Annotated in this window: 17 protein-coding genes; 1 reads left to right on the top strand and 16 read right to left on the bottom strand. The window is 52.5% G+C overall.

Features of this window, described 5'->3' with window-relative positions; translation table 11 throughout:
* Positions 1 to 74: 74 nt before the first annotated feature.
* From pyrE to FYJ84_RS01760, 6 genes are all read right to left on the bottom strand, one after another.
* Entirely contained in the window at positions 75 to 650 is a 576-nt protein-coding gene (gene pyrE, locus FYJ84_RS01735) for an orotate phosphoribosyltransferase (RefSeq protein ID WP_154405581.1), read from the bottom strand.
* Between the two features lie 11 nt (positions 651 to 661).
* Positions 662 to 1,378 (bottom strand): orotidine-5'-phosphate decarboxylase, encoded by a 717-nt coding sequence (gene pyrF, locus FYJ84_RS01740; protein WP_154405516.1) that lies wholly within the window; start codon positions 1,376 to 1,378, stop codon positions 662 to 664.
* Between the two features lie 111 nt (positions 1,379 to 1,489).
* Positions 1,490 to 4,726, bottom strand: a complete 3,237-nt coding sequence (gene carB, locus FYJ84_RS01745) for a carbamoyl-phosphate synthase large subunit (protein WP_328596305.1) — start codon at positions 4,724 to 4,726, stop codon at positions 1,490 to 1,492.
* A gap of 3 nt (positions 4,727 to 4,729) precedes the next feature.
* Positions 4,730 to 5,803, bottom strand: coding sequence for a glutamine-hydrolyzing carbamoyl-phosphate synthase small subunit (gene carA / locus FYJ84_RS01750; protein ID WP_154405518.1), 1,074 nt, complete (start codon positions 5,801 to 5,803; stop codon positions 4,730 to 4,732).
* 62 nt (positions 5,804 to 5,865) lie between these two features.
* On the bottom strand, positions 5,866 to 7,155 hold the full coding sequence (locus tag FYJ84_RS01755; protein ID WP_154405520.1) for a dihydroorotase: 1,290 nt from the start codon (positions 7,153 to 7,155) through the stop codon (positions 5,866 to 5,868).
* A complete protein-coding gene (locus FYJ84_RS01760) occupies positions 7,152 to 8,099 on the bottom strand; it encodes an aspartate carbamoyltransferase catalytic subunit (RefSeq protein WP_154405522.1) in 948 nt (315 codons plus the stop codon). Before FYJ84_RS01760 ends, FYJ84_RS01755 begins: the two co-directional genes overlap by 4 nt.
* 363 nt (positions 8,100 to 8,462) lie before the next feature.
* Here FYJ84_RS01760 and FYJ84_RS01765 point away from each other — a divergent pair, with 363 nt between their 5' ends.
* Positions 8,463 to 9,728 (top strand): tRNA(Met) cytidine acetate ligase, encoded by a 1,266-nt coding sequence (locus FYJ84_RS01765; protein WP_154405524.1) that lies wholly within the window; start codon positions 8,463 to 8,465, stop codon positions 9,726 to 9,728.
* Positions 9,729 to 9,920: 192 nt separating this feature from the next.
* On the opposite strand, the gene FYJ84_RS01770 is transcribed toward FYJ84_RS01765, so the two are convergent.
* From FYJ84_RS01770 to nadD, 10 genes are all read right to left on the bottom strand, one after another.
* Positions 9,921 to 11,627, bottom strand: a complete 1,707-nt coding sequence (locus tag FYJ84_RS01770; RefSeq protein ID WP_154405526.1) for a methyl-accepting chemotaxis protein — start codon at positions 11,625 to 11,627, stop codon at positions 9,921 to 9,923.
* 21 nt (positions 11,628 to 11,648) lie between these two features.
* The gene (locus FYJ84_RS01775) at positions 11,649 to 12,599 is read right to left on the bottom strand and encodes a sugar ABC transporter substrate-binding protein (RefSeq protein ID WP_328596306.1); all 951 of its coding nucleotides are present in this window, start codon (positions 12,597 to 12,599) and stop codon (positions 11,649 to 11,651) included.
* A gap of 267 nt (positions 12,600 to 12,866) precedes the next feature.
* Positions 12,867 to 13,259 (bottom strand): 30S ribosomal protein S9, encoded by a 393-nt coding sequence (rpsI, locus tag FYJ84_RS01780; protein WP_154405528.1) that lies wholly within the window; start codon positions 13,257 to 13,259, stop codon positions 12,867 to 12,869.
* Positions 13,260 to 13,284: 25 nt separating this feature from the next.
* The gene (gene rplM / locus FYJ84_RS01785; RefSeq protein WP_154405530.1) at positions 13,285 to 13,725 is read right to left on the bottom strand and encodes a 50S ribosomal protein L13; all 441 of its coding nucleotides are present in this window, start codon (positions 13,723 to 13,725) and stop codon (positions 13,285 to 13,287) included.
* Between the two features lie 240 nt (positions 13,726 to 13,965).
* Complete coding sequence (locus tag FYJ84_RS01790; RefSeq protein WP_154405532.1) at positions 13,966 to 14,895, bottom strand: chemotaxis protein; 930 nt, start codon at positions 14,893 to 14,895, stop codon at positions 13,966 to 13,968.
* A gap of 146 nt (positions 14,896 to 15,041) precedes the next feature.
* Positions 15,042 to 15,965: a CvfB family protein gene (locus FYJ84_RS01795; protein WP_154405534.1), complete on the bottom strand. Its 924-nt coding sequence runs from the start codon at positions 15,963 to 15,965 to the stop codon at positions 15,042 to 15,044.
* 2 nt (positions 15,966 to 15,967) lie between these two features.
* Positions 15,968 to 16,321: a ribosome silencing factor gene (rsfS, locus tag FYJ84_RS01800; protein ID WP_235901304.1), complete on the bottom strand. Its 354-nt coding sequence runs from the start codon at positions 16,319 to 16,321 to the stop codon at positions 15,968 to 15,970.
* A 26-nt stretch (positions 16,322 to 16,347) separates the two neighbouring features.
* The gene (locus tag FYJ84_RS01805; protein ID WP_154405536.1) at positions 16,348 to 17,373 is read right to left on the bottom strand and encodes an LCP family protein; all 1,026 of its coding nucleotides are present in this window, start codon (positions 17,371 to 17,373) and stop codon (positions 16,348 to 16,350) included.
* The gene (gene yqeK / locus FYJ84_RS01810; RefSeq protein ID WP_154405538.1) at positions 17,373 to 17,960 is read right to left on the bottom strand and encodes a bis(5'-nucleosyl)-tetraphosphatase (symmetrical) YqeK; all 588 of its coding nucleotides are present in this window, start codon (positions 17,958 to 17,960) and stop codon (positions 17,373 to 17,375) included. Before yqeK ends, FYJ84_RS01805 begins: the two co-directional genes overlap by 1 nt.
* A gap of 46 nt (positions 17,961 to 18,006) precedes the next feature.
* Positions 18,007 to 18,615: a nicotinate-nucleotide adenylyltransferase gene (gene nadD / locus FYJ84_RS01815; protein WP_154405540.1), complete on the bottom strand. Its 609-nt coding sequence runs from the start codon at positions 18,613 to 18,615 to the stop codon at positions 18,007 to 18,009.

Consider the following 18,615-nt stretch of genomic DNA (forward strand, 5'->3'; position numbering starts at 1 on the left):
TATGTAATAAAAAGCTGGCAGCAGAGCAAACACTCCACTGCCAGCTTTATTTTATCCTCTCAAAGTTATACCTTTTACTTGCCGGTCCTGCCCCTCTTGGTCATTGGGATCCCCTGCTTGCACAGAGGGCACTCATCCGGCTGGTAGGTCTGTACATCCATGTGCAGCAATGCGGTGCTAGGCACATCACCAAAGGTGGCCTTGCCGCCGCTGCGGTCAACCAGCATGCTGACAGCCACAGGGATGCCGCCATGCTCCTTGACTACATCGATTACCTCGCGGATGGAGCCACCGGTGGTCACGATGTCCTCCACAATCAGCACACGCTCACCTTCATGGAGGGTGAAGCCGCGGCGGAAGGTCATCTTGCCATTCTCACGCTCAGTGAAGATGGCACGGGTGCCCAGGGCCTTGCCGGTTTCATGGGCCAGCAGGATGCCGCCGGTTACAGGGCCTACAACAGTCTCGATGTTGGCATCCTTGAACTTCTCTGCCATGGCACGGCACAGCTTTTCAGTGTAAACAGGCTTCTGCAGTACATTGAACTTCTCCACATAACGAGGGCTGTGCAGGCCGGAGGTCAAAAGGAAATGCCCCTCCATAATAGCACTGGTCTCAATCAGCAGGTCCTCTACTTCCTTTTCAGTCATAGCATCGCTCATTACTTTACACTCTCCATTTCTGCAATAATCTTCTCAGCCGCTTCCTTTGGATTAGCGGCGGCGCGAATCGGGCGTCCCACTACCAGATGGGTAGAGCCGTTCTGCAGGGCAGCTGCCGGAGTGGCAATCCGGCTCTGGTCATCTACGCTGGCACCGGCAGGACGCACCCCCGGCGTCACAATCATAAAGCCATCACCGCAGGCCTCACGAATGGCGGAAGCCTCCTTCGGGGAAGCCACCACGCCATCCAGCCCGGCAGACTTGGCCAGCTTTGCCAGCCGTACCACCTGCTCACGGATGCTGCACTGCATGCCAAGGCCTGCCCAGTCTTCCTCGTTGATGCTGGTCAGGATAGTGACCGCAATCAGCTTCGGACATGCCACCCCCTGCTCCTCCGCCAGCTTGTGCAGGCGGTCAGCCGCAGTCTTCATCATGGTATAGCCGCCGCTGGCATGGACATTCAGGATGTCAGCTCCCTGAAACATCAGGGAGCACAGACCTTCCGCAGCCGTATTGGGAATATCATGAAGCTTCAAATCAAGGAAAACCTGCTTACCCTGCTCCTTCAGATATGCCACAGTCTGAGCACCTTCGCTGTAAAACAGCTCCATGCCCACCTTGTAAAAGCTCACGCTGTCACCCAGCTTTTCCACCAGAGCCTTTACATCATCAAATTTATGAAAATCCAAAGCTACAATCAAACGATTATCAGCCATAAAATCCTCCACATCTCACGCATAAACATAAATACGCGCATAAATACGCGCATAAACACACGCATACGCATAACCATACACATAAACATACGCATACGCTTGCGCTTCTACTTATGCCAAATCGTCACCGCCGCCTACATAGTCCTGAATAGCCAGGCTGTAAACAAGACGGCGTTCACGCATAAAGGACAGAACCCTGAGAACCTCCCATGCCGTATCCAGGGATGTGAGGCAAGGGATGGCATGCTCAACGGTAGCACGGCGAATCTTGAAGCCGTCATGTGCCACGTTTTTGCCCTGATTCTGAGTCATGGTGTTGATTACCATGTGAATGCTGCCCTTCTTAATCAGCTGGATAATGTCGGCACTGCGCTCATGCATCTTGCCTACAACCTCAGCATCAATGCCCATCTCCTGAATAGCCTTGGCACTGCCGGAGGTAGCCACCAGCTTGAAGCCCAGCTCGGAGAAGGCCTTGGCCAACTGCTTCATTTCCTCCTTGTCCTTGTTAGCTACGGTAAAGAGGATGCAGCCATTCAGAGGAATGTTCATGCCGGCACCGGTGATAGCCTTGTACAAAGCACGGGCATAATGATAGTCGATGCCCATAACCTCGCCGGTGGACTTCATCTCAGGGCCAAGGGAAATATCCACGTCAGCCATCTTGTTGAAGGAGAATACCGGTGCCTTGACAGCCACATAAGGCTTCGGCGTAACCAGCCCGGACTTGTAGCCCAGCTCCTTCAGGGAAGCCCCCAGTGCCACCTGGGTAGCCACATCCACCATCTGCACATCAGTTACCTTGCTGAGGAACGGCACAGTACGGGAGGAACGAGGATTTACCTCGATAACGTAAACCTCATCATTAGCCACAACATACTGGATGTTCATAAGGCCCTTGACATGGAGCCCCACGGCCAAACGCTTGGTATAGTCAATGATGGTGTAGATAATCTTGGAAGAAAGAGTCTGCGGCGGATATACAGCAATAGAGTCGCCAGAATGAACACCGGCACGCTCAACGTGCTCCATGATACCCGGAATCACCACATCAATGCCGTCAGAGATGGCGTCAACCTCCACCTCTGTACCCTGCATGTAGCGGTCAACCAGCACAGGATGCTCCGGCGTAACCTGCACGGCACGGCCCATGTAGTCACGCAGCTCATCTTCATTGTAAACGATTTCCATGGCACGGCCGCCCAGTACATAGGAAGGGCGCACCATAACAGGATAGCCGATATCAGCAGCCCCGGCAATGGCATCCTCCTGATTGGTAACGGAAATGCCCCTAGGACGCGGAATATTGGCCTGGGTCAGCACCTCATCAAAACGCTCCCTGTCCTCGGCACGGTCGATATCGTCCACAGAAGTGCCGAACACCTTCACGCCAGCCTTGGAAAGAGCCTCTGCCAGGTTGATGGCAGTCTGTCCGCCAAACTGGACGATGACGCCCTCCGGCTTCTCCTTGTCAATGATGTTCAGCACATCCTCGGCAGTCAGCGGCTCAAAGTACAGCCTGTCAGAAATATCAAAGTCAGTGGAAACAGTCTCAGGGTTGTTGTTGACGATAATCGCCTCAATGCCCATCTGGCGCAGTGCCCACACGGAATGCACGGAGCAATAGTCAAACTCCACGCCCTGGCCGATGCGGATAGGGCCGGAACCCAGTACCATCACCTTGCGCTTCTTGCTGGTGGTATCAACCTCATCCTCCTGGGCATGGAAGGTGGAGTAATAATAAGGGGTTGCCGCTTCGAACTCTGCCGCGCAGGTATCAACCATCTTGTAGCAAGGCAGGATGTTCATGGTCTTTCTCATGGTGCGAACCTCATCAGCAGTCTTGCCGGCAATCTCCGCAATAGAGCGGTCAGCCAGTCCCACATCCTTGGCGCGGAGCATCAGGCTCGGGGTGATAACGCCCTCCTTCAGCTCATTCTCCACAGCGGTAATGCGGCTGATCTTCCGCAGGAACCACTTATCAATCCTGGTAACTTCATGGATTTTATCAATATCCGCAATACCCCGGCGCAGTGCCTCGGCAATCACGAAAATACGCTCATCGTTGCAGCGGGTCAGGTGCTTCATTACCTTCTCATCGTCCCACTTGTCCATCTTCTTCATGTGGAGGCGGTGCACGCCGATTTCCAGGGAACGGACTGCCTTCAGGATAGCACCCTCGAAGTTTCTGTCAATGGACATAACCTCGCCGGTAGCCTTCATCTGAGTGCCCAGGGTCTTGTCCGCATAGACGAACTTGTCAAACGGCCAGCGCGGGAACTTCACCACGCAGTAGTCCAGGGCAGGCTCGAAGCAGGCCTTGGTCTTCTGGGTAACGGCATTGGTAATCTCGTCCAGGCTGTAGCCAATGGCTATCTTGGCGGAAACCTTGGCAATCGGATAGCCGGTAGCCTTGGAAGCAAGGGCGGAGGAACGGCTTACACGAGGATTTACTTCGATAACATAATACTTGTTGCTATTCGGGTCCAAGGCATACTGGGCATTGCAGCCGCCCTCGATGCCCAGCTCGCGGATAATGCGGATGGAAGCACTGCGGAGCATCTGATACTCATGGTCAGTCAAGGTCTGGGACGGAGCCACAACGATGGAATCGCCGGTATGGACACCCACCGGGTCAAAGTTCTCCATGTTGCAGACAGTAATGCAGTTGTCGTTGCCGTCACGCATTACCTCGTACTCGATTTCCTTCCAGCCTGCCACGCTGCGCTCAATCAGCACCTGGCCGATCATGGAATACTTCAGGCCCTTGATGACGATATCAATCAGCTCGTCCTCGCTCTCGGCAATACCGCCGCCGGTGCCGCCCATGGTATAGGCAGGGCGCACAATCAATGGATAGCCGATTTCGTTAGCAAAAGCCACAGCAGATGCCACATCCTCAACGATGGTGGACTCAGGAATAGGCTCACCCAGCTTGTTCATGGTTTCCTTGAACAGCTCACGGTCCTCGGCCCGCTCAATAGCCTCCAGGGAAGTGCCCAAAAGCTCCACATTGTATTTCTCAAGGATGCCCTGCTCCGACAGCTTTACTGCCAGGTTGAGGCCGGCCTGACCTCCTAATGTAGCCAAAAGGCCGTCAGGACGCTCCTTGCTGATGATTTCCTCCATGAACTCCACCGTCAATGGCTCGATGTACACCCGGTCAGCCATGTGGGTATCAGTCATGATGGTGGCAGGGTTGCTGTTGACCAGCACAACCTCCAGCCCCTCCTCCTTCAGGGCACGGCAAGCCTGGGAACCTGCATAGTCAAACTCAGCCGCCTGGCCGATGATGATAGGGCCGGAGCCGATAACGATAACTTTCTTAATATTTTCCTTCTTTGGCACAGATTACTCCCCCTTATTCTCGCCTGTGAGCATAGTCCAGAACTGGTCAAACAGATACATGTTGTCATCAGGTCCCGGAGAAGCCTCTGGATGATACTGCACGCAGAACAGCGGCAGGGTCTTGTGGCGCAAGCCCTCTACAGTGCCATCATTCACATTGATATGGGTAACCTCCAGCGGCAAATCCTTGAGGGATGCCTCATCCACGGCATAGCCGTGATTCTGGGAGGAAATATGCACGCGGCCGTTCAAAAGGTTCTTCACCGGCTGGTTGGAACCGCGGTGGCCGAATTTAAGCTTGTAGGTGTCGGCACCCATGGCCAAAGAAATCAGCTGGTGGCCAAGGCAGATGCCGAACATCGGCTTTTTGCCAATCAGCTTCTTCACTTCCTCAATGACCTCCGGCACGTCCTTCGGGTCGCCAGGGCCGTTGGACAGGAAAATGCCGTCAGGATTCATGGCCAGCACTTCCTCCGCAGAGGTATGGGCAGGCACAATCGTCAGGTTGCAGCCCAGGTTGTGGAGGGAATTGAGGATGTTCTGCTTGATGCCGAAATCCATTACCACCACGTCAGGGCCGTCATTTTCCATCTTGTAAATCTCAGGCGTAGTAACCTCCTGCACCACTTCCTTCTTGATTGGCACAGCAAACAGCTCCTCAATCTCCACCTTGGAAGCATCCTCCGGCACGATGATGCCCTTCATGCAGCCCACGGAACGGATTTTGCGGGTAACGGCACGGGTATCCACGTTGTACAGGCAAGGCACGCCCTGACGGGTAAGGAAATCCGCCAGCTCGCTCTGCAGCTGCCAGTTGCTGCCCTCATCGCACAGCTCGCCGATGACGAAGCCGTTGACAAAGGACTTCCTGGACTGCATGAACTTCTCAGCCACGCCGTAGTTGCCTACCAGCGGAAAGGTCAGGGTGACAATCTGGCGGCAATAGGAAGGGTCCGTCAAAATCTCCTGATAGCCAGTCATGCCTGTATTAAATACTACCTCGCCGGTAGCCTTGATATTATTCAGTAAATTGCCTGTGAAAACGCTGCCGTCTTCTAAAATGAGCTTACCTTTCAAAATTACACCTCCGAAATATCTCCGGGTTGCCCCGAAGTCAAGCAAAGCGCCTTACGCGCCCCTTAGGCCAGGATTTCCCCGTCCTTCATCACCAGCCTGCCATCCACAAAGGTCATGACAGCCTTGCCCTTCAGCCTGCGGCCTACAAACGGCGAATGGGAGCCCTTGGTATAAAACTTCTTGTCGTCTACAGTCCACTCCAGCTCCGGGTCAATTACGGTTATATCAGCAGGCATGCCTTCTGCCAGGCTTCCGGCATTGATGCCGAAAATACGGGCAGGAGCCGCCGTCATCTTTTCAATCATCATGGCAATATCCAGCTTGCCAGTATGCACCAGGTCAGTCAGCAGGACGCCTACTGCAGTTTCCAGTCCAGGGAAGCCGCTCGGGGCGTACATGTACTCCCTGTCCTTTTCCTCCTGGGCATGAGGGGAATGGTCAGTAACGATGCAGTCAATGGTGCCATCCAGCAGGCCTGCCAGCACCGCATCCACATCCTTCTGCTCCCTGAGGGGCGGATTTATCTTGGTGGAGCTGTCAAAAAGCTCTACCAGATCATCCGTCATGGTCAGGTGCTGCGGCGTAACCTCGGCAGTTACCTTGACGCCCCGTGCCTTGGCCTGGCGCACAATATCCACAGCGCGGCCTGAGCTGATATGAGCCACATGCACCCTGGCATCAGCGTACTCTGCCAGCATCACATCACGGGCTACTGCAATATCCTCCGCCACAGTAGGACGCCCCTTCATGCCCAGCATGGCACTGCGATGGCTCTCGTTCATTACCCCTTCCTCCACCAGGGAAGTTTCTTCCTCGTGGTTGATAATCACCTTGTCAAAGGTTCTCAGGTAATCATAGCAGTTCAGAAGCACCTTGGCGGACCTGGTAAAATGGCCGTCATCGGAGAAGGCAATGGCACCAGCCTGCACCATATCCCCCATCTCAGCCATTTCCTCACCCTGCTGGCCCTTGGTAACGGCACCGATAATCTCCACATGCACCACGGCATCTTCTTCAGCCCGCTTCTGCATGGCTTTTACCAAGGCGGAATTATCAATCACCGGCCTGGTATTTGGCATGGTGGCAACCCGGGTATAGCCACCGGCAGCTGCCGCCCGGGAGCCTGAACCAAAGTCCTCCTTGGCCTCCTGGCCTGGCTCCCGGAGATGAACATGCATATCAATGAGGCCCGGGGAAACAATCTTGCCCTCTGCCTCAAAAACCTCTGCGCCCTCAGAAGGAAGGTTCTCGCCCACAGCGGCAATCCTGCCATCCTCCACCAGCACATCGGCAATCTTATCTATCTTGTTGGCCGGGTCAATCACCCTGCCGCCCTTAATCAAAGTCTTCATACTTCCTTACCTCCAGTCAGTGCATGCGTCAAAATAGCCATACGAACAGCCACACCGTTCTGCACCTGCTCCTGAATAGCTGAATTGTCACCATAAGCAACAAACGGAGAAATTTCCAGTCCCTTGTTCATCGGGCCCGGATGGAGAATCAGCACATCCTTCTTGGCCAGCTCCAGACGGGCATTGTTGATGCCGAAGATGCGGGCATACTCCCTCGGAGACGGGAACAATCCTGCCTTCTGGCGTTCCAGCTGGATGCGCAATACGTTAATAACATCCGCATTTTTAATGGCGTCCTCAATGCGGTCATGGACATAGATGCCATCCTCCTCAAAGAGATAACGCGGCAGCAAGGTCTTCGGCCCTGCCAGATGCACCTCGATGCCCATCTTGCGCATGCCCTGAATATCGGAACGGGCCACGCGGCTGTGGGTGATATCACCGAGAATGGCAGCCTTCAAGCCCTCAAAACGCCCCTTCTTCTCCATGATGGTAAAGAGGTTCAAGAGCCCCTGGGAAGGATGGGCATGGGCACCGTCACCGGCGTTGATAATCACAGGACTGACTACCTTGGAGGCGTACTCTGCAGCACCTTCTGCCTTGTGGCGCATGATGATGGCATCAACCCCCATGGCCTCCACTGTATAGAGGGTATCACGCAGGCTCTCGCCCTTGACGATGCTGCTGGTACCGGCAGTGATGTTCACCACATCGGCACCCAGGTACTTGCCTGCCAGCTCAAAGGAAGAACGGGTTCTGGTACTTGGCTCATAGAAAAGAGTCACGACAGACTTGCCCCTGAGGGCAGGCACCTTCTTGATATCACGGTGAATGATGTTCTTCATTTCCTTGGCAGTTTCCAGAATGGTCTGGATTTCATCAGCAGAGAAGTCGGCCAGCGCCAGGACATCCTTGCCTCTGAGGGACACGCTATTTTTCCCCAAAGCAATCACTCCTTTTCCGTCTATGGCACAAGCGGCAGGATAAATGCCGCCGTACCATCTTCATTTTTACAAAAAGAAAAAGCTTTCCTGCACCCGAAAAGGCACAAGAAAGCCATCGCTTTTTCCACACAAAAAATACAAAATATCAGCTTCCTTTATCAGCCTCACAGGACTAATTTCAAAGGCCATATTCACTTTCACAGAAAATTGTAGCACATAGCATAGGAAAAGTCAATTTTACCCGTCAGGTATCTTAACTTATCTTCCCTTATCTTCGCCAATTCCCTGCCACGCATCCCCGATATGTGCTATAATGCTCTTGCAGGCAAACTGCGAAAATTTTTCAGGCGGTGATATAAAGCAATGGCAACAGGCATCATAGCGGAATACAATCCCTTTCACAACGGGCACAAATATCAGATAGGCTGCATCAAAAAGCAGCATGACTGCGGCATAATCGCCTGCATCAGCGGCAGCATTACCCAGCGTGGGGAATTTGCCCTGCTGGACAAGTGGCAGCGGGCCGGGGCAGCCGTAAAAAACGGCGCAAATCTCGTCATAGAACTGCCGGCAGCCTTTGCCTGCCGCAGTGCCCAGGACTTTGCCACAGGCGGCGTCAGGCTATTAGACAGCCTGGGCATTGTGGACACGCTGGCCTTCGGCACGGCTTACCCGGAAATAGAAAAACTTCAGCTGGCGGCGGATTTTCAGCCGGAAGCCCATAGGGAAGCCCTGCAGCAAAAGCTGAAAGGCGGCCTCTCCTATGGTGCCGCCCTCAGCCAGCTGATAGGGGAAAATACCGGCCTGAACGCCGAAATGCTCACGGAGCCCAATACCATTCTCGCCATTGAATACCTCCGCGCCCTGAAAAATAATGGTGGCATCAGGCCTCTGCCCCTTCCTCGCACAGGTGCCGGTCACAATGACACAGCAGTAAAAGGTGAGTTTGCCAGCGGCACTGCCCTCAGGCGGCTTGCCAGGCAGGGGCAGTTCCGGCAGCTGATGCAGCTGGTGCCGGAAGCCACCATGTCAGCCATAAAAAATACCACCATGTACCCGGACAGCAAAAAACAGCTTCCACTAATGATATGGAAGCTGCTTTCCCTGGCGGCTGAGGAAATAGCCGCCATATATGGAGTTGGGGAAGGCATGGAATATAGATTGAAGGAAGCCGCCAGCAAGCCTGACTGTGCCAGCTCTTATAGTGCGCTGATTCAAGAACTTGCCACCCGGCGCTATCCTGCCACCAGAATCCAGCGCACCCTCATGCACCTGCTGCTGGGCAGCACCAAGGATAAGATAGCTGAAATGACAGCTAGCGGCCCTTTGTACATCAGGGTACTGGCATTTGATGATATGGGACGCCAGCTGCTGAAGGACATCCGGCAAAAAACCAGCCTACCGATTATTACCAAGGTGACAGAATACCTGAACCGCCGTGACATGCAGCACCCGGACAGGCTAAGCCCCCTGCAAAGGATGCTGTACATGGATATTGCCGCCGCCAATCTCAGGGAGCTGTGCCTCTCCCCCCTGCCCTCCAATCCTCAGGGGGAACAGCAAATCAGGCTCAATGCAGATTTTACCACCTCGCCAGTATATATGGATAGAACCTCCCTGTCACTATAGTACTCTATTACTCTAATGCCTCTATCACTATTTTCACTTGCAGATTTTTTACATCTATCTTAGCATTTTTTTATATATTTGTTGCTTGATATGCAAGATATAGAGTATTCTGCTTTTTGCCCGGCTAGCACAAAGGCTGCCATCCCATAAGAATGACAGCCCTAAAAAGTTAGCAACCAGGCATATTTTAGTTTAAATCTTGAACTTGGAAAGCTGATTCTTCAGGGTGTCTGCACCCTCCTTGGACACATTGACCTTGTTGAGAATCTCATTTGCCTTCTCAGCCACATTGACTACCTGCTGTGCCACAGTATTGTTGCCGATAGCTCCCTCCTGGGTTGCCTTGGCAATCTCCTCCATGCTGTTGTTCATGGTCTGGATGGACTGGGCAAAATCCTGGGCAGACTCGTTGCTCTGGCTGGCAAAACCGTGGAAATACTCAGCGTCCTCACGGTACTGCTCTGCCGTCTGATTAATCTTCTCATAGTCCTTGTGGACATTTTCCTCCATGAATTTCAGCAAGCCATGGGCGCTGACAGACAGATTCTGCACCGCATCAGTCACACTCACGGTCAGGTTCTTGATTTCCTCGGCTGTATCATGAGACTGCTCAGCAAGCTTCCTTACCTCGTCAGCAACTACCGCAAAGCCTCTGCCATGCTCACCGGCACGGGCAGCCTCGATGGCCGCATTCAGTGCCAGCAGATTGGTCTGGTCAGCAATATCGCTGATGGCCTGGGTCAGCTCCGTAATATTGTTTGCCACCTTGGCAGATTCGATAGCCTGCTCCAAAGAGGTCTTGGTCCCTGCATAGATGCGCTCGGCTTCCTTCTGTGCCTGCTGTACATCCTCCTTGAGAGCCTTTGCCCTATCGGAAATGGTGTTGGAATAATCCGCACTATCGCTGGCTTCCTTGGCATTTGCCTCCACCTGCTCCTTGATGCGGTCGCTGAGGCTCTGGATATTGGATGTAGACGCTGCCGTCTCCTCCATGCTGGCTGCCATCTCCTCGGTAACGGCAGACATATCCTGGGCACTGCCATTCATGGCACCTACCAGCTCATAGACCTCCGCAGCCATCTCGGCACTGTTGTCTGCCTCCTGGCGCACCGTGCCCAGCACCTCCCGCAGAGACTTCTGCATCCTGTGCAGCGCCTGCACCATGACGCCGACCTCATCCTGACGGTTCAGCATGTCGTTATCAATGGTCTGAGTCAAATCGCCATCTGCTACTGCATTAAGCTGTTCCACAGATGCCTGCAGAGGGCCGGCAATGCCCTTGGCAATAATGATCGCAGCTGCAATGCCCACAATCAGGCCAAAGATAATGATTACTGCAAATGCCATCAAGGCAAAGTTGTAGGCCTCATCACTGGCCTGGAAGAGTATCTTGCCCTGCATAACATTCTCAGGCGTCAATTCTCCCAGATGCTGTGACACATCATCAATCTCGTTAAGTGCCTTGTAAAGGGCAATTTTGTCCTCAGGGGAAGTGCCCAGCTTCTTGGCTGCCTCCACCTGCGGAATAGTGTTATTCAAATGCTCATCCAGCTCGTTAATGATGCCCTGTATTTTCTCACCATGGCAAATCTCTTTGACAGCATTTACATCCCCCTGAATGCCCTTCAGCTTGTCAACAATATCTGTCAGCAGCACATTGCGCGGCTCCTGCGCCAGATTCTGCTGCAATACATAAGCCACATCATCCTTGATGAGCAAAAGCTGGCTGTCTGCATGAGTAAGATACTGGGTTGCCATCAGATTGGACTCGTACATATCATCTACAGCCTGCTTGGACTTGGTATTGGAATAAAGGCCGGCTGCCGCTACCAGACAGGTAATGATGAGCATAATGACAGCCAATGCCAGTATTTTGATTTTTACACTGATATTTTCCATACAAAACTCCATTCTGCCTACTTACTTGTATTTAGCTACATTAGCCTTGGTTATTTCCACCATAGGTACCAGCTTGTCCCCAGGCTCCGGGGCATTGCCCTTGCGGATTTCACCTATCACTGCATAGATAGCATCCACAATGCTGTCAGCATCCTGCTTTACAGTCAGGGTCATGCCGCCATCGCTGGCAATGGATTCCAGGGCATCAGCACCGGCATCTATACCGCAGAAAATCATACTAGGATTGTACCTGCCGGCAGCCTTCATTGCCTGCAAAGCCCCCATTGCCATGTTGTCGTTGCCGGAGGCTACACCGTCAATCTGTGGGAACAGCTGCATCCACAGCGTCATATTCTTGACACCGTTGGCATAAGTCCAGTCACCTGTACTTGTCTTTGCCAAAAGCTGCACATCAGGGCGCTTGTCCAAAAGTGCTTCCTTGAAGCCCTCCCAGCGCAGCTGGGCAGCAGAAATAGACATATCGCCGCTGAGGTACACCACCTTGGCATTCTGAGGCAGATGCGCCGCCATATAAGCACCCTGAATCTGGCCTGCCTGCTTCTCATCATTGATTACATTGGTAAACACGCCGCCATTTACATCGCGGTTGGTGGCAATCACAGGAATCCCGGCTGCATTTGCCCTCTCCACAGCCGGAATGATGGAATCGCCGTTCATGGCAAGCAATACGATAGCCATTGCCTTATCATCCACCATCTTGTTTACCTGGTCCAGCTGCAAATTGGCATTGTCACCGGCATTCTGAGCCTCAAATTCAATGCCGTCTGCTGCTGCCTTTGCCTGCACTCCGTCATGCAATTCCTTCGGCACACCTGAAAGGGCACTATGGGCAGCCCAGGCAATCTTGCCATCCGGATAGGATACCTTCCCCACGTTGCTGCCTCCACAGCCGCTGACCAGCATCATTAGCAGTGCCAAAAACAGCAGCATCACTTTTTTTGAACTACACACTAACATCAACTCCTCTAGTTTTAATATTGATTTTCCTCATGCCGCCCCCGCAGCATTTACAGAGCAAAAATCTTTCCTTCCCTTAATTTTCACTTATTGTTATTCTACATTACATGTACAAAATCCTCTTTTTTGCCATAAAAATTTGTAATATTTTTCCAAAACATTTCCTCATATTTCCATAACCTTTAACTGATTCAATGTTTCACAGCATATAAAAGTCCCTGCAGGAAAAACCTGCAGGGACATACAAGCAATAATCTGAAATTAACGCTTAGAGAACTGGGAAGCCTTACGGGCTTTCTTCAAGCCGTACTTGCGGCGTTCCTTCTCACGAGGATCACGGGTTACGAAACCAGCCTTCTTCAGGGCAGGACGCAGCTCGCCATCCAGAACCATCAGAGCACGAGTAATGCCATGACGGATTGCACCAGCCTGGCCGGAAGCACCGCCACCCTTTACGTCTGCGATTACATCGTACTTATCAACAGTCTCGGTCAGCTCCAAAGGCTGCCTAACGATCAGCTCAAGAGTCTTGAGGCCGAAATACTCATCCATTGCGCGGCCGTTGATGGTCACCTTGCCTTCACCTGGAACCAGACGAACTCTAGCAACGGAAGACTTTCTGCGGCCAGTACCGTAGTAGCTAACTAATGCCATTTTTTATGTTCCTCCTTACCAAGTATCAGCGAATGTTCAGCTTGAGCTCCTCAGGCTGCTGTGCAGCATGCGGATGCTCGGAACCAGCATATACATTCAGCTTTCTATACATCTGCTCACCAAGACGGTTCTTCGGCAGCATACCGCGAACAGCATGCTCGATAACGCGAGTTGGGAACTTGTCCATCATCTGACCAGCCGGAGTAAAGGTGGTGCCACCATTATAACCGGAATGACGGAAATAAATCTTGTCCGTCAGCTTCTTACCAGTGAATACAGCCTTCTCTGCGTTGATTACGATAACGAAATCACCGGTATCAACATGCGGAGTAAAGGTTGGTTTATGTTTACCGCGAAGAACTTTTGCTACTTCAGCGGCCAATCTACCTACAGTCTGACCTTCAGCGTCTACAACATACCACTTACGCTCTACATTCTGAGCGTTAGCCATAAACGTTGTCTTCATGCGATATATCCCTCCCTAGATTAATTAATCAAAATTTCTGGAATTGTCGCAAGCTGTGCCTTTGCCTCCGGGGCTAATGGAAGCGGCTGTACACGGCTCACTTGAACTATTCTATTAGATATTGGCAAAGTTGTCAAGGATATTTTGAAAATTTATCAAAAAAACAACAGCGGCACCGGTCAATGCCACCAAGGCATCGCCGCTGCCGCTGCTTTCGGAGTTCATATCTCCGGCAAATTATTAATCCTCAGACTTTTTGATGCCAAAAATCAGCTCGTCCATCAGGCCGATAAGCTGATTGATTTCCGGCTTGGAAATCTGGCCATTGGCTCCCAGGGACTCACCCTTCCTGCGCATTTCCTCGCTGATGAGGGAGGAGAACAGGATAAACGGAATCTGATTGAAGCGCGGATCGCTCCTCACCAGCTTCAGCAGGCGATGACCGTCCATCTGCGGCATCTCAATATCGGAAATAATGACACGCACCTGGTCCTCAATCGGCAGGTCAGACGACAGATTGGTGGACAGGTAGTTCCAGGCATCCTGGCCGTTGTTGAAATCACGGACAAAGCGGTAGCCGGACTCGTGGAGAGTATTGACCAGAAGCTCACGCAGCAGAGGGGAATCCTCGGCGCACAGCACATGCACGTTGGAACGCTCTGCCTTCATGTCGGTAGTAGCATCGTCAAAGGTGGTCAGCTTCGCGTTAATCTCAGGATTAATCTCCGCAATAATCGTCTCGAAGTCCAGAAGCAGAATAATCTTCTCCTGCATCTTAACGATACCTACAACCCTGGACTGATCCCCCACCTCAGGCGCAGGCTCCATATTCTTCCAGGAAATGCGGTGAATGCGGGATACGCTGTCTACCAGGAAACCGATATCATAGTTGTTTATCTCAGTTACAATGATGTTCTTCGGCTCATCCATGGTCTGGACATTCAGGCACCGCGGCAGGTTTACCAGCGGAATAGCCTTGCCGCGCAGGGTAAACAAGCCGTCAATATACGGATGTGCCTGAGGCATCTCCGTAACCGGCGTGCGGGTAATAACCTCACGCACCTTGGCTACATTTATGCCGTAATTTACGGAACCAATGCTAAACTCTACGATTTCAAACTCATTTGTGCCTGTTTCCAGCAATATTCCCTTATTTTCTTCGACTGCCATTCTATCGCCCCCATTTTTATCTTTCCCCAGCCTCTTTTCAAGGACTGGACTTATTTTACCACATTAATTGCCTCTCTTATATAGTAAATTCGTTACAAATAGCAAAAATCCTGCTAAACAGATAAAAAAGTTTAGGAATTATTTATTTATTTTAAATATGTCCACCCGTCGCGCATCTCTATGAGTCCTTCCTTGTACAATCGGCCAATGGCACGCTTGAAGGCTGCCTTGCTGATCTTGAACTTGCCCTTGATCAGCTCCGGGCTGCTGCTGTCGCTATAAGGCATCCTGCCATCATTGGACTGCAAAAACATCAGCACCCTGTCCGAATCGGAAATCCTTGCTTTCTCCTTCGCCTCCCTCAGGGAAGCATTCAGCCTGCCATCAGGCCGTATATAGGTCACCCGGGCCTCCAGCTCCTGCCCTACCCGCGGCTTCTCCACCATTTCCTTGTTGGCGATAAAGACAATATAACGCTCCTTGGTCAGCATGAAGGCACCCCGGTCGGTAATATTGTACACCGAGCCCTTTACCATCTGCCCCACCCGGACATTTTCCGCCCGGACAGAAGCACGGCGCATCTCGTCCTCCACCTTCATGGTAACCGCCAGCCGCCCGGACTTGTCCGTGTACAGCTTCGCCCAGACCACTTCACCAATCTGCAGCTTGCCCCGCATACCGGCATAAGGCATGAAGATGCCACGCTCGGCACCTACATCCAGAAAAGCACCATCCTTGCTGACATTGATTACCCGCATCCTGGCAATCTGCCCTTCCTTCAGCTTCGGCACCCTCATGCTGGCTGTCAGGCGGTGCTTGGGGTCAAGGTACAGGAAAACCTTCACCATATCCCCGATGTGCACATCACCGGTCTGCTGGGTTTTATGCAGCAGGATATCATCATTGGTATTGCCTGTCTCCGCATCCAGGAAGGCGCCCATCTCCGACTGGCGCACCACCTTCAGCACAGCTACCGTGCTTGGCCCATACTTCAAGCTCGGCTTTTCCAGGCGTGGGGAACGGCTCTCCCTGCTGCGGCCGCCCCTGAATGAATTATTTATTCCAGCCATCGTCAATCCTCATAGGCGGTCAGCTCTGCATCGCCCCACAGGGTTTCAAGGGAATAATACTCGCGGCTGTCCTGCAGGAAGATATGCGCCACGCAGTCACCATAATCCATCAGAACCCACTCGCCCTCGCGATAGCCTTCCTTGTGCATGAACCCAATACCCTCGTCCTCCTGCAGCTTTTCCTCAATGCTGTCAGCAATGGCGCGTACCTGGGTAGTGCTGCCGGCAGAGCATACCACAAAATAATCCGTAGCAGGCGTCAAATCAACCATCTTCATCAGTACAATATCGCGCGCCTTCTTCTCGGCAGCCGCAGCGGCAATCATATTTGCCAAATCAAGCGATGTTTTTATCATACCTTTCCTCCTTCAAAAGTAAAAACTCAGAAAATACCCAAAAATCCTTCGTCCTCCTCCGGCTCAGGCTCTGCCGGGAAAAGCTCCGCCATTTTCGCCTCTGTTGCGGCCTTGTCGCATACCCAGGAGCCATTTGCATCCAAGCCTCCCGGCAGCAGCACTACCTCCGGCTTCGTTCCTGACAGCTTGCGCAACAGGTTTGTAAAATGAGCAGAGTCAAAGGCCTCTATGGTGGTGACAGCCCTGCGCTGCCATACATCAAGCAGCAGCGGCAGCTTTGTCACCACATCCGGCTGCAATACACGCTGGTAAACAGCCTTGACAAAAGCCTGCTGGCGCTTGCTGCGCCCGTAGGCTCCCAGCTCATCGCTGGAAAACCGCAGGTATTTCTGTGCCGTATCACCGTCCATGTGCTGATACCCCTTAGGAATATGGATGTACAAATCCCCCTCCGGGTCCTCATAATCCATCGGCGTCTCCACATAAACATCAATGCCGCCCATGACATCCACCAGCTCCTTCAAGGCTTCTATGTCTATGGCAACGTGATGATGCACCGTCACCCCCAAAAGGCCTGTCACGGTCTGCTCCAAAAGGGGAAGCCCGCCATAATAATAAGCATTATTCAGCCTTTCCGGCTGCGGCATGCCCGGTATCTCTGCCAACGTGTAGCGGGGAATGCTGATGATGCGCACGGCACCGTCCTCATGGCGGAAGCTGAGCAAAAACAGATTGTCAGCCTGCTGCCCCGTGTCCTCCCTGCCTGTATCCAACCCTACGAAAAGTATGTTGGTGTAGCCGTCAAACCGGGGATCAAAACTGGCCGCCCTCAAGGCACGCCGCTGCTTGTAATCATCATAAATCTCCGCATAGACGGCATATGTCTGGCTTGCCCAGCCGTAGAGCTTCATGGAAACCCAGCCGGCCGCTGTCAATGCACAGCCCAGCAAAATCAGGAACACAAAAACCCGAAAGAACTTAATCCGGCGTTTCTTGCGCAAGACCTTGCGCTTGCGCTGCACATTCAGTTTTGTCTGGCTTTCCATGGGCATCAATCCAAATCCTCAGCAGAAATTTTCTTCAGCAGTATATCGTTCCTGGCAGCTATGGTGTCGGGATGCAAGAGATGCCCCTTGGCAGCGACGAAAATAATGGACTGGGTAAGTCCCTCCAGCACCATTTCGTCAAGCTCCGCCTCCCGGGAAAGCCTGCGCAGCTCCTCCACCTCGGGATAAGCCCTGCCCGGCTCAATCATATCGGCAAAATAGATAATCTTGTCCAGCACGGTCATATTGCTGCCGCCTACAGTATGGCGGTAAACCGCCCGGGCAATTTCCTCATCATCTACGCCATATTCCTCCCGGATCAGGCTGGCACCGATATAGGCATGCAGCAAAAGGGGCATAGCCCTTTCCACCTGCCCTATCCTGATGCCGCGCCTCACAGCCTCCGCGATAAGCTGCTCATTGGGATACTGCCTGGCGCAGTCATGCAAAAGCCCGGCAATACGCGCCTTCTCTACATCAGCCTGAAAGCGCTTTGCCAGGAACACCGCTGTCTCAGCCACTCCCAGGGAATGCACATAGCGCCCCGGCTTCAGGCGGCTTTTCAGCTTTGCCTGCATTTCCTCATAAGTCATACACAAAACCTTCCCAACATTGCCATTATAACACATAAATTAATTTTTATAAATACAGTCTTTCCTTGTAAATATATTGTTCCACCGCTTCAGGAACAATATAACGGACTGTCTTCCCCTGGCGCACCCTTTCCCGGATATCAGTGGAGGAAATCTCCAGCTCAGGCGTTTCCAGGCAGTGAATTTTCTCTGCCAGCCGGCCAAAACGGCGGCGGATCTCCTCCATATCCGGCAGGCAGCCGGGACGGGATGCCCCCACGAAATGGCACATGGACAAAAGCTCCTCAATCCTGTTCCAGGTGTGGAGGCTGGCCACCGAGTCAGCTCCCACGATAAAATAAAAATCCGTGTCCTCCCCATGCTCCCTGATAAGCTCTGCCAGGGTATCACGGCTGTAGGAAGGACCGGTACGCCGCATTTCCATATCCGATGCCTCAAAACGGGGATTGGAGCAGATGGCCAGCATGGTCATCATGTACCTGTGATGGGCGGCGGAAATATCCTTGCCCAGCTTATGAGGCGGCACTGCCGCAGGAATAAACACCACCCTGTCCAAAGAAAATTCATCCATAATAGTCTCTGCCACAATCAGATGCCCCAGATGTATGGGATCAAAGGTGCCGCCAAAGATGCCTATCCTTTTTTTTACTGCCAT

It is taken from the genome of Anaerovibrio slackiae, from assembly GCF_009695585.1.
Classification (GTDB): Bacteria; Bacillota; Negativicutes; order Selenomonadales; family Selenomonadaceae; genus Anaerovibrio; species Anaerovibrio slackiae.

Excerpts from the sequence above, each read along its gene's own strand:
- nadD (WP_154405540.1), bottom strand. The coding sequence starts at position 18,615 with ATGGCAGTAAAAAAAAGGATAGGCATCTTTGGCGGCACCTTTGATCCC.
- FYJ84_RS01795 (WP_154405534.1), bottom strand. The coding sequence starts at position 15,965 with ATGGCTGGAATAAATAATTCATTCAGGGGCGGCCGCAGCAGGGAGAGC.
- rsfS (WP_235901304.1), bottom strand. The coding sequence starts at position 16,321 with ATGATAAAAACATCGCTTGATTTGGCAAATATGATTGCCGCTGCGGCT.
- rplM (WP_154405530.1), bottom strand. The coding sequence starts at position 13,725 with ATGAAGACAACGTTTATGGCTAACGCTCAGAATGTAGAGCGTAAGTGG.
- FYJ84_RS01765 (WP_154405524.1), top strand. The coding sequence starts at position 8,463 with ATGGCAACAGGCATCATAGCGGAATACAATCCCTTTCACAACGGGCAC.
- FYJ84_RS01805 (WP_154405536.1), bottom strand. The coding sequence starts at position 17,373 with ATGCCCATGGAAAGCCAGACAAAACTGAATGTGCAGCGCAAGCGCAAG.
- pyrF (WP_154405516.1), bottom strand. The coding sequence starts at position 1,378 with ATGGCTGATAATCGTTTGATTGTAGCTTTGGATTTTCATAAATTTGAT.
- FYJ84_RS01770 (WP_154405526.1), bottom strand. The coding sequence starts at position 11,627 with ATGGAAAATATCAGTGTAAAAATCAAAATACTGGCATTGGCTGTCATT.
- pyrE (WP_154405581.1), bottom strand. The coding sequence starts at position 650 with ATGACTGAAAAGGAAGTAGAGGACCTGCTGATTGAGACCAGTGCTATT.
- FYJ84_RS01790 (WP_154405532.1), bottom strand. The coding sequence starts at position 14,895 with ATGGCAGTCGAAGAAAATAAGGGAATATTGCTGGAAACAGGCACAAAT.
- rpsI (WP_154405528.1), bottom strand. The coding sequence starts at position 13,259 with ATGGCATTAGTTAGCTACTACGGTACTGGCCGCAGAAAGTCTTCCGTT.
- FYJ84_RS01755 (WP_154405520.1), bottom strand. The coding sequence starts at position 7,155 with ATGAAGACTTTGATTAAGGGCGGCAGGGTGATTGACCCGGCCAACAAG.
- yqeK (WP_154405538.1), bottom strand. The coding sequence starts at position 17,960 with ATGACTTATGAGGAAATGCAGGCAAAGCTGAAAAGCCGCCTGAAGCCG.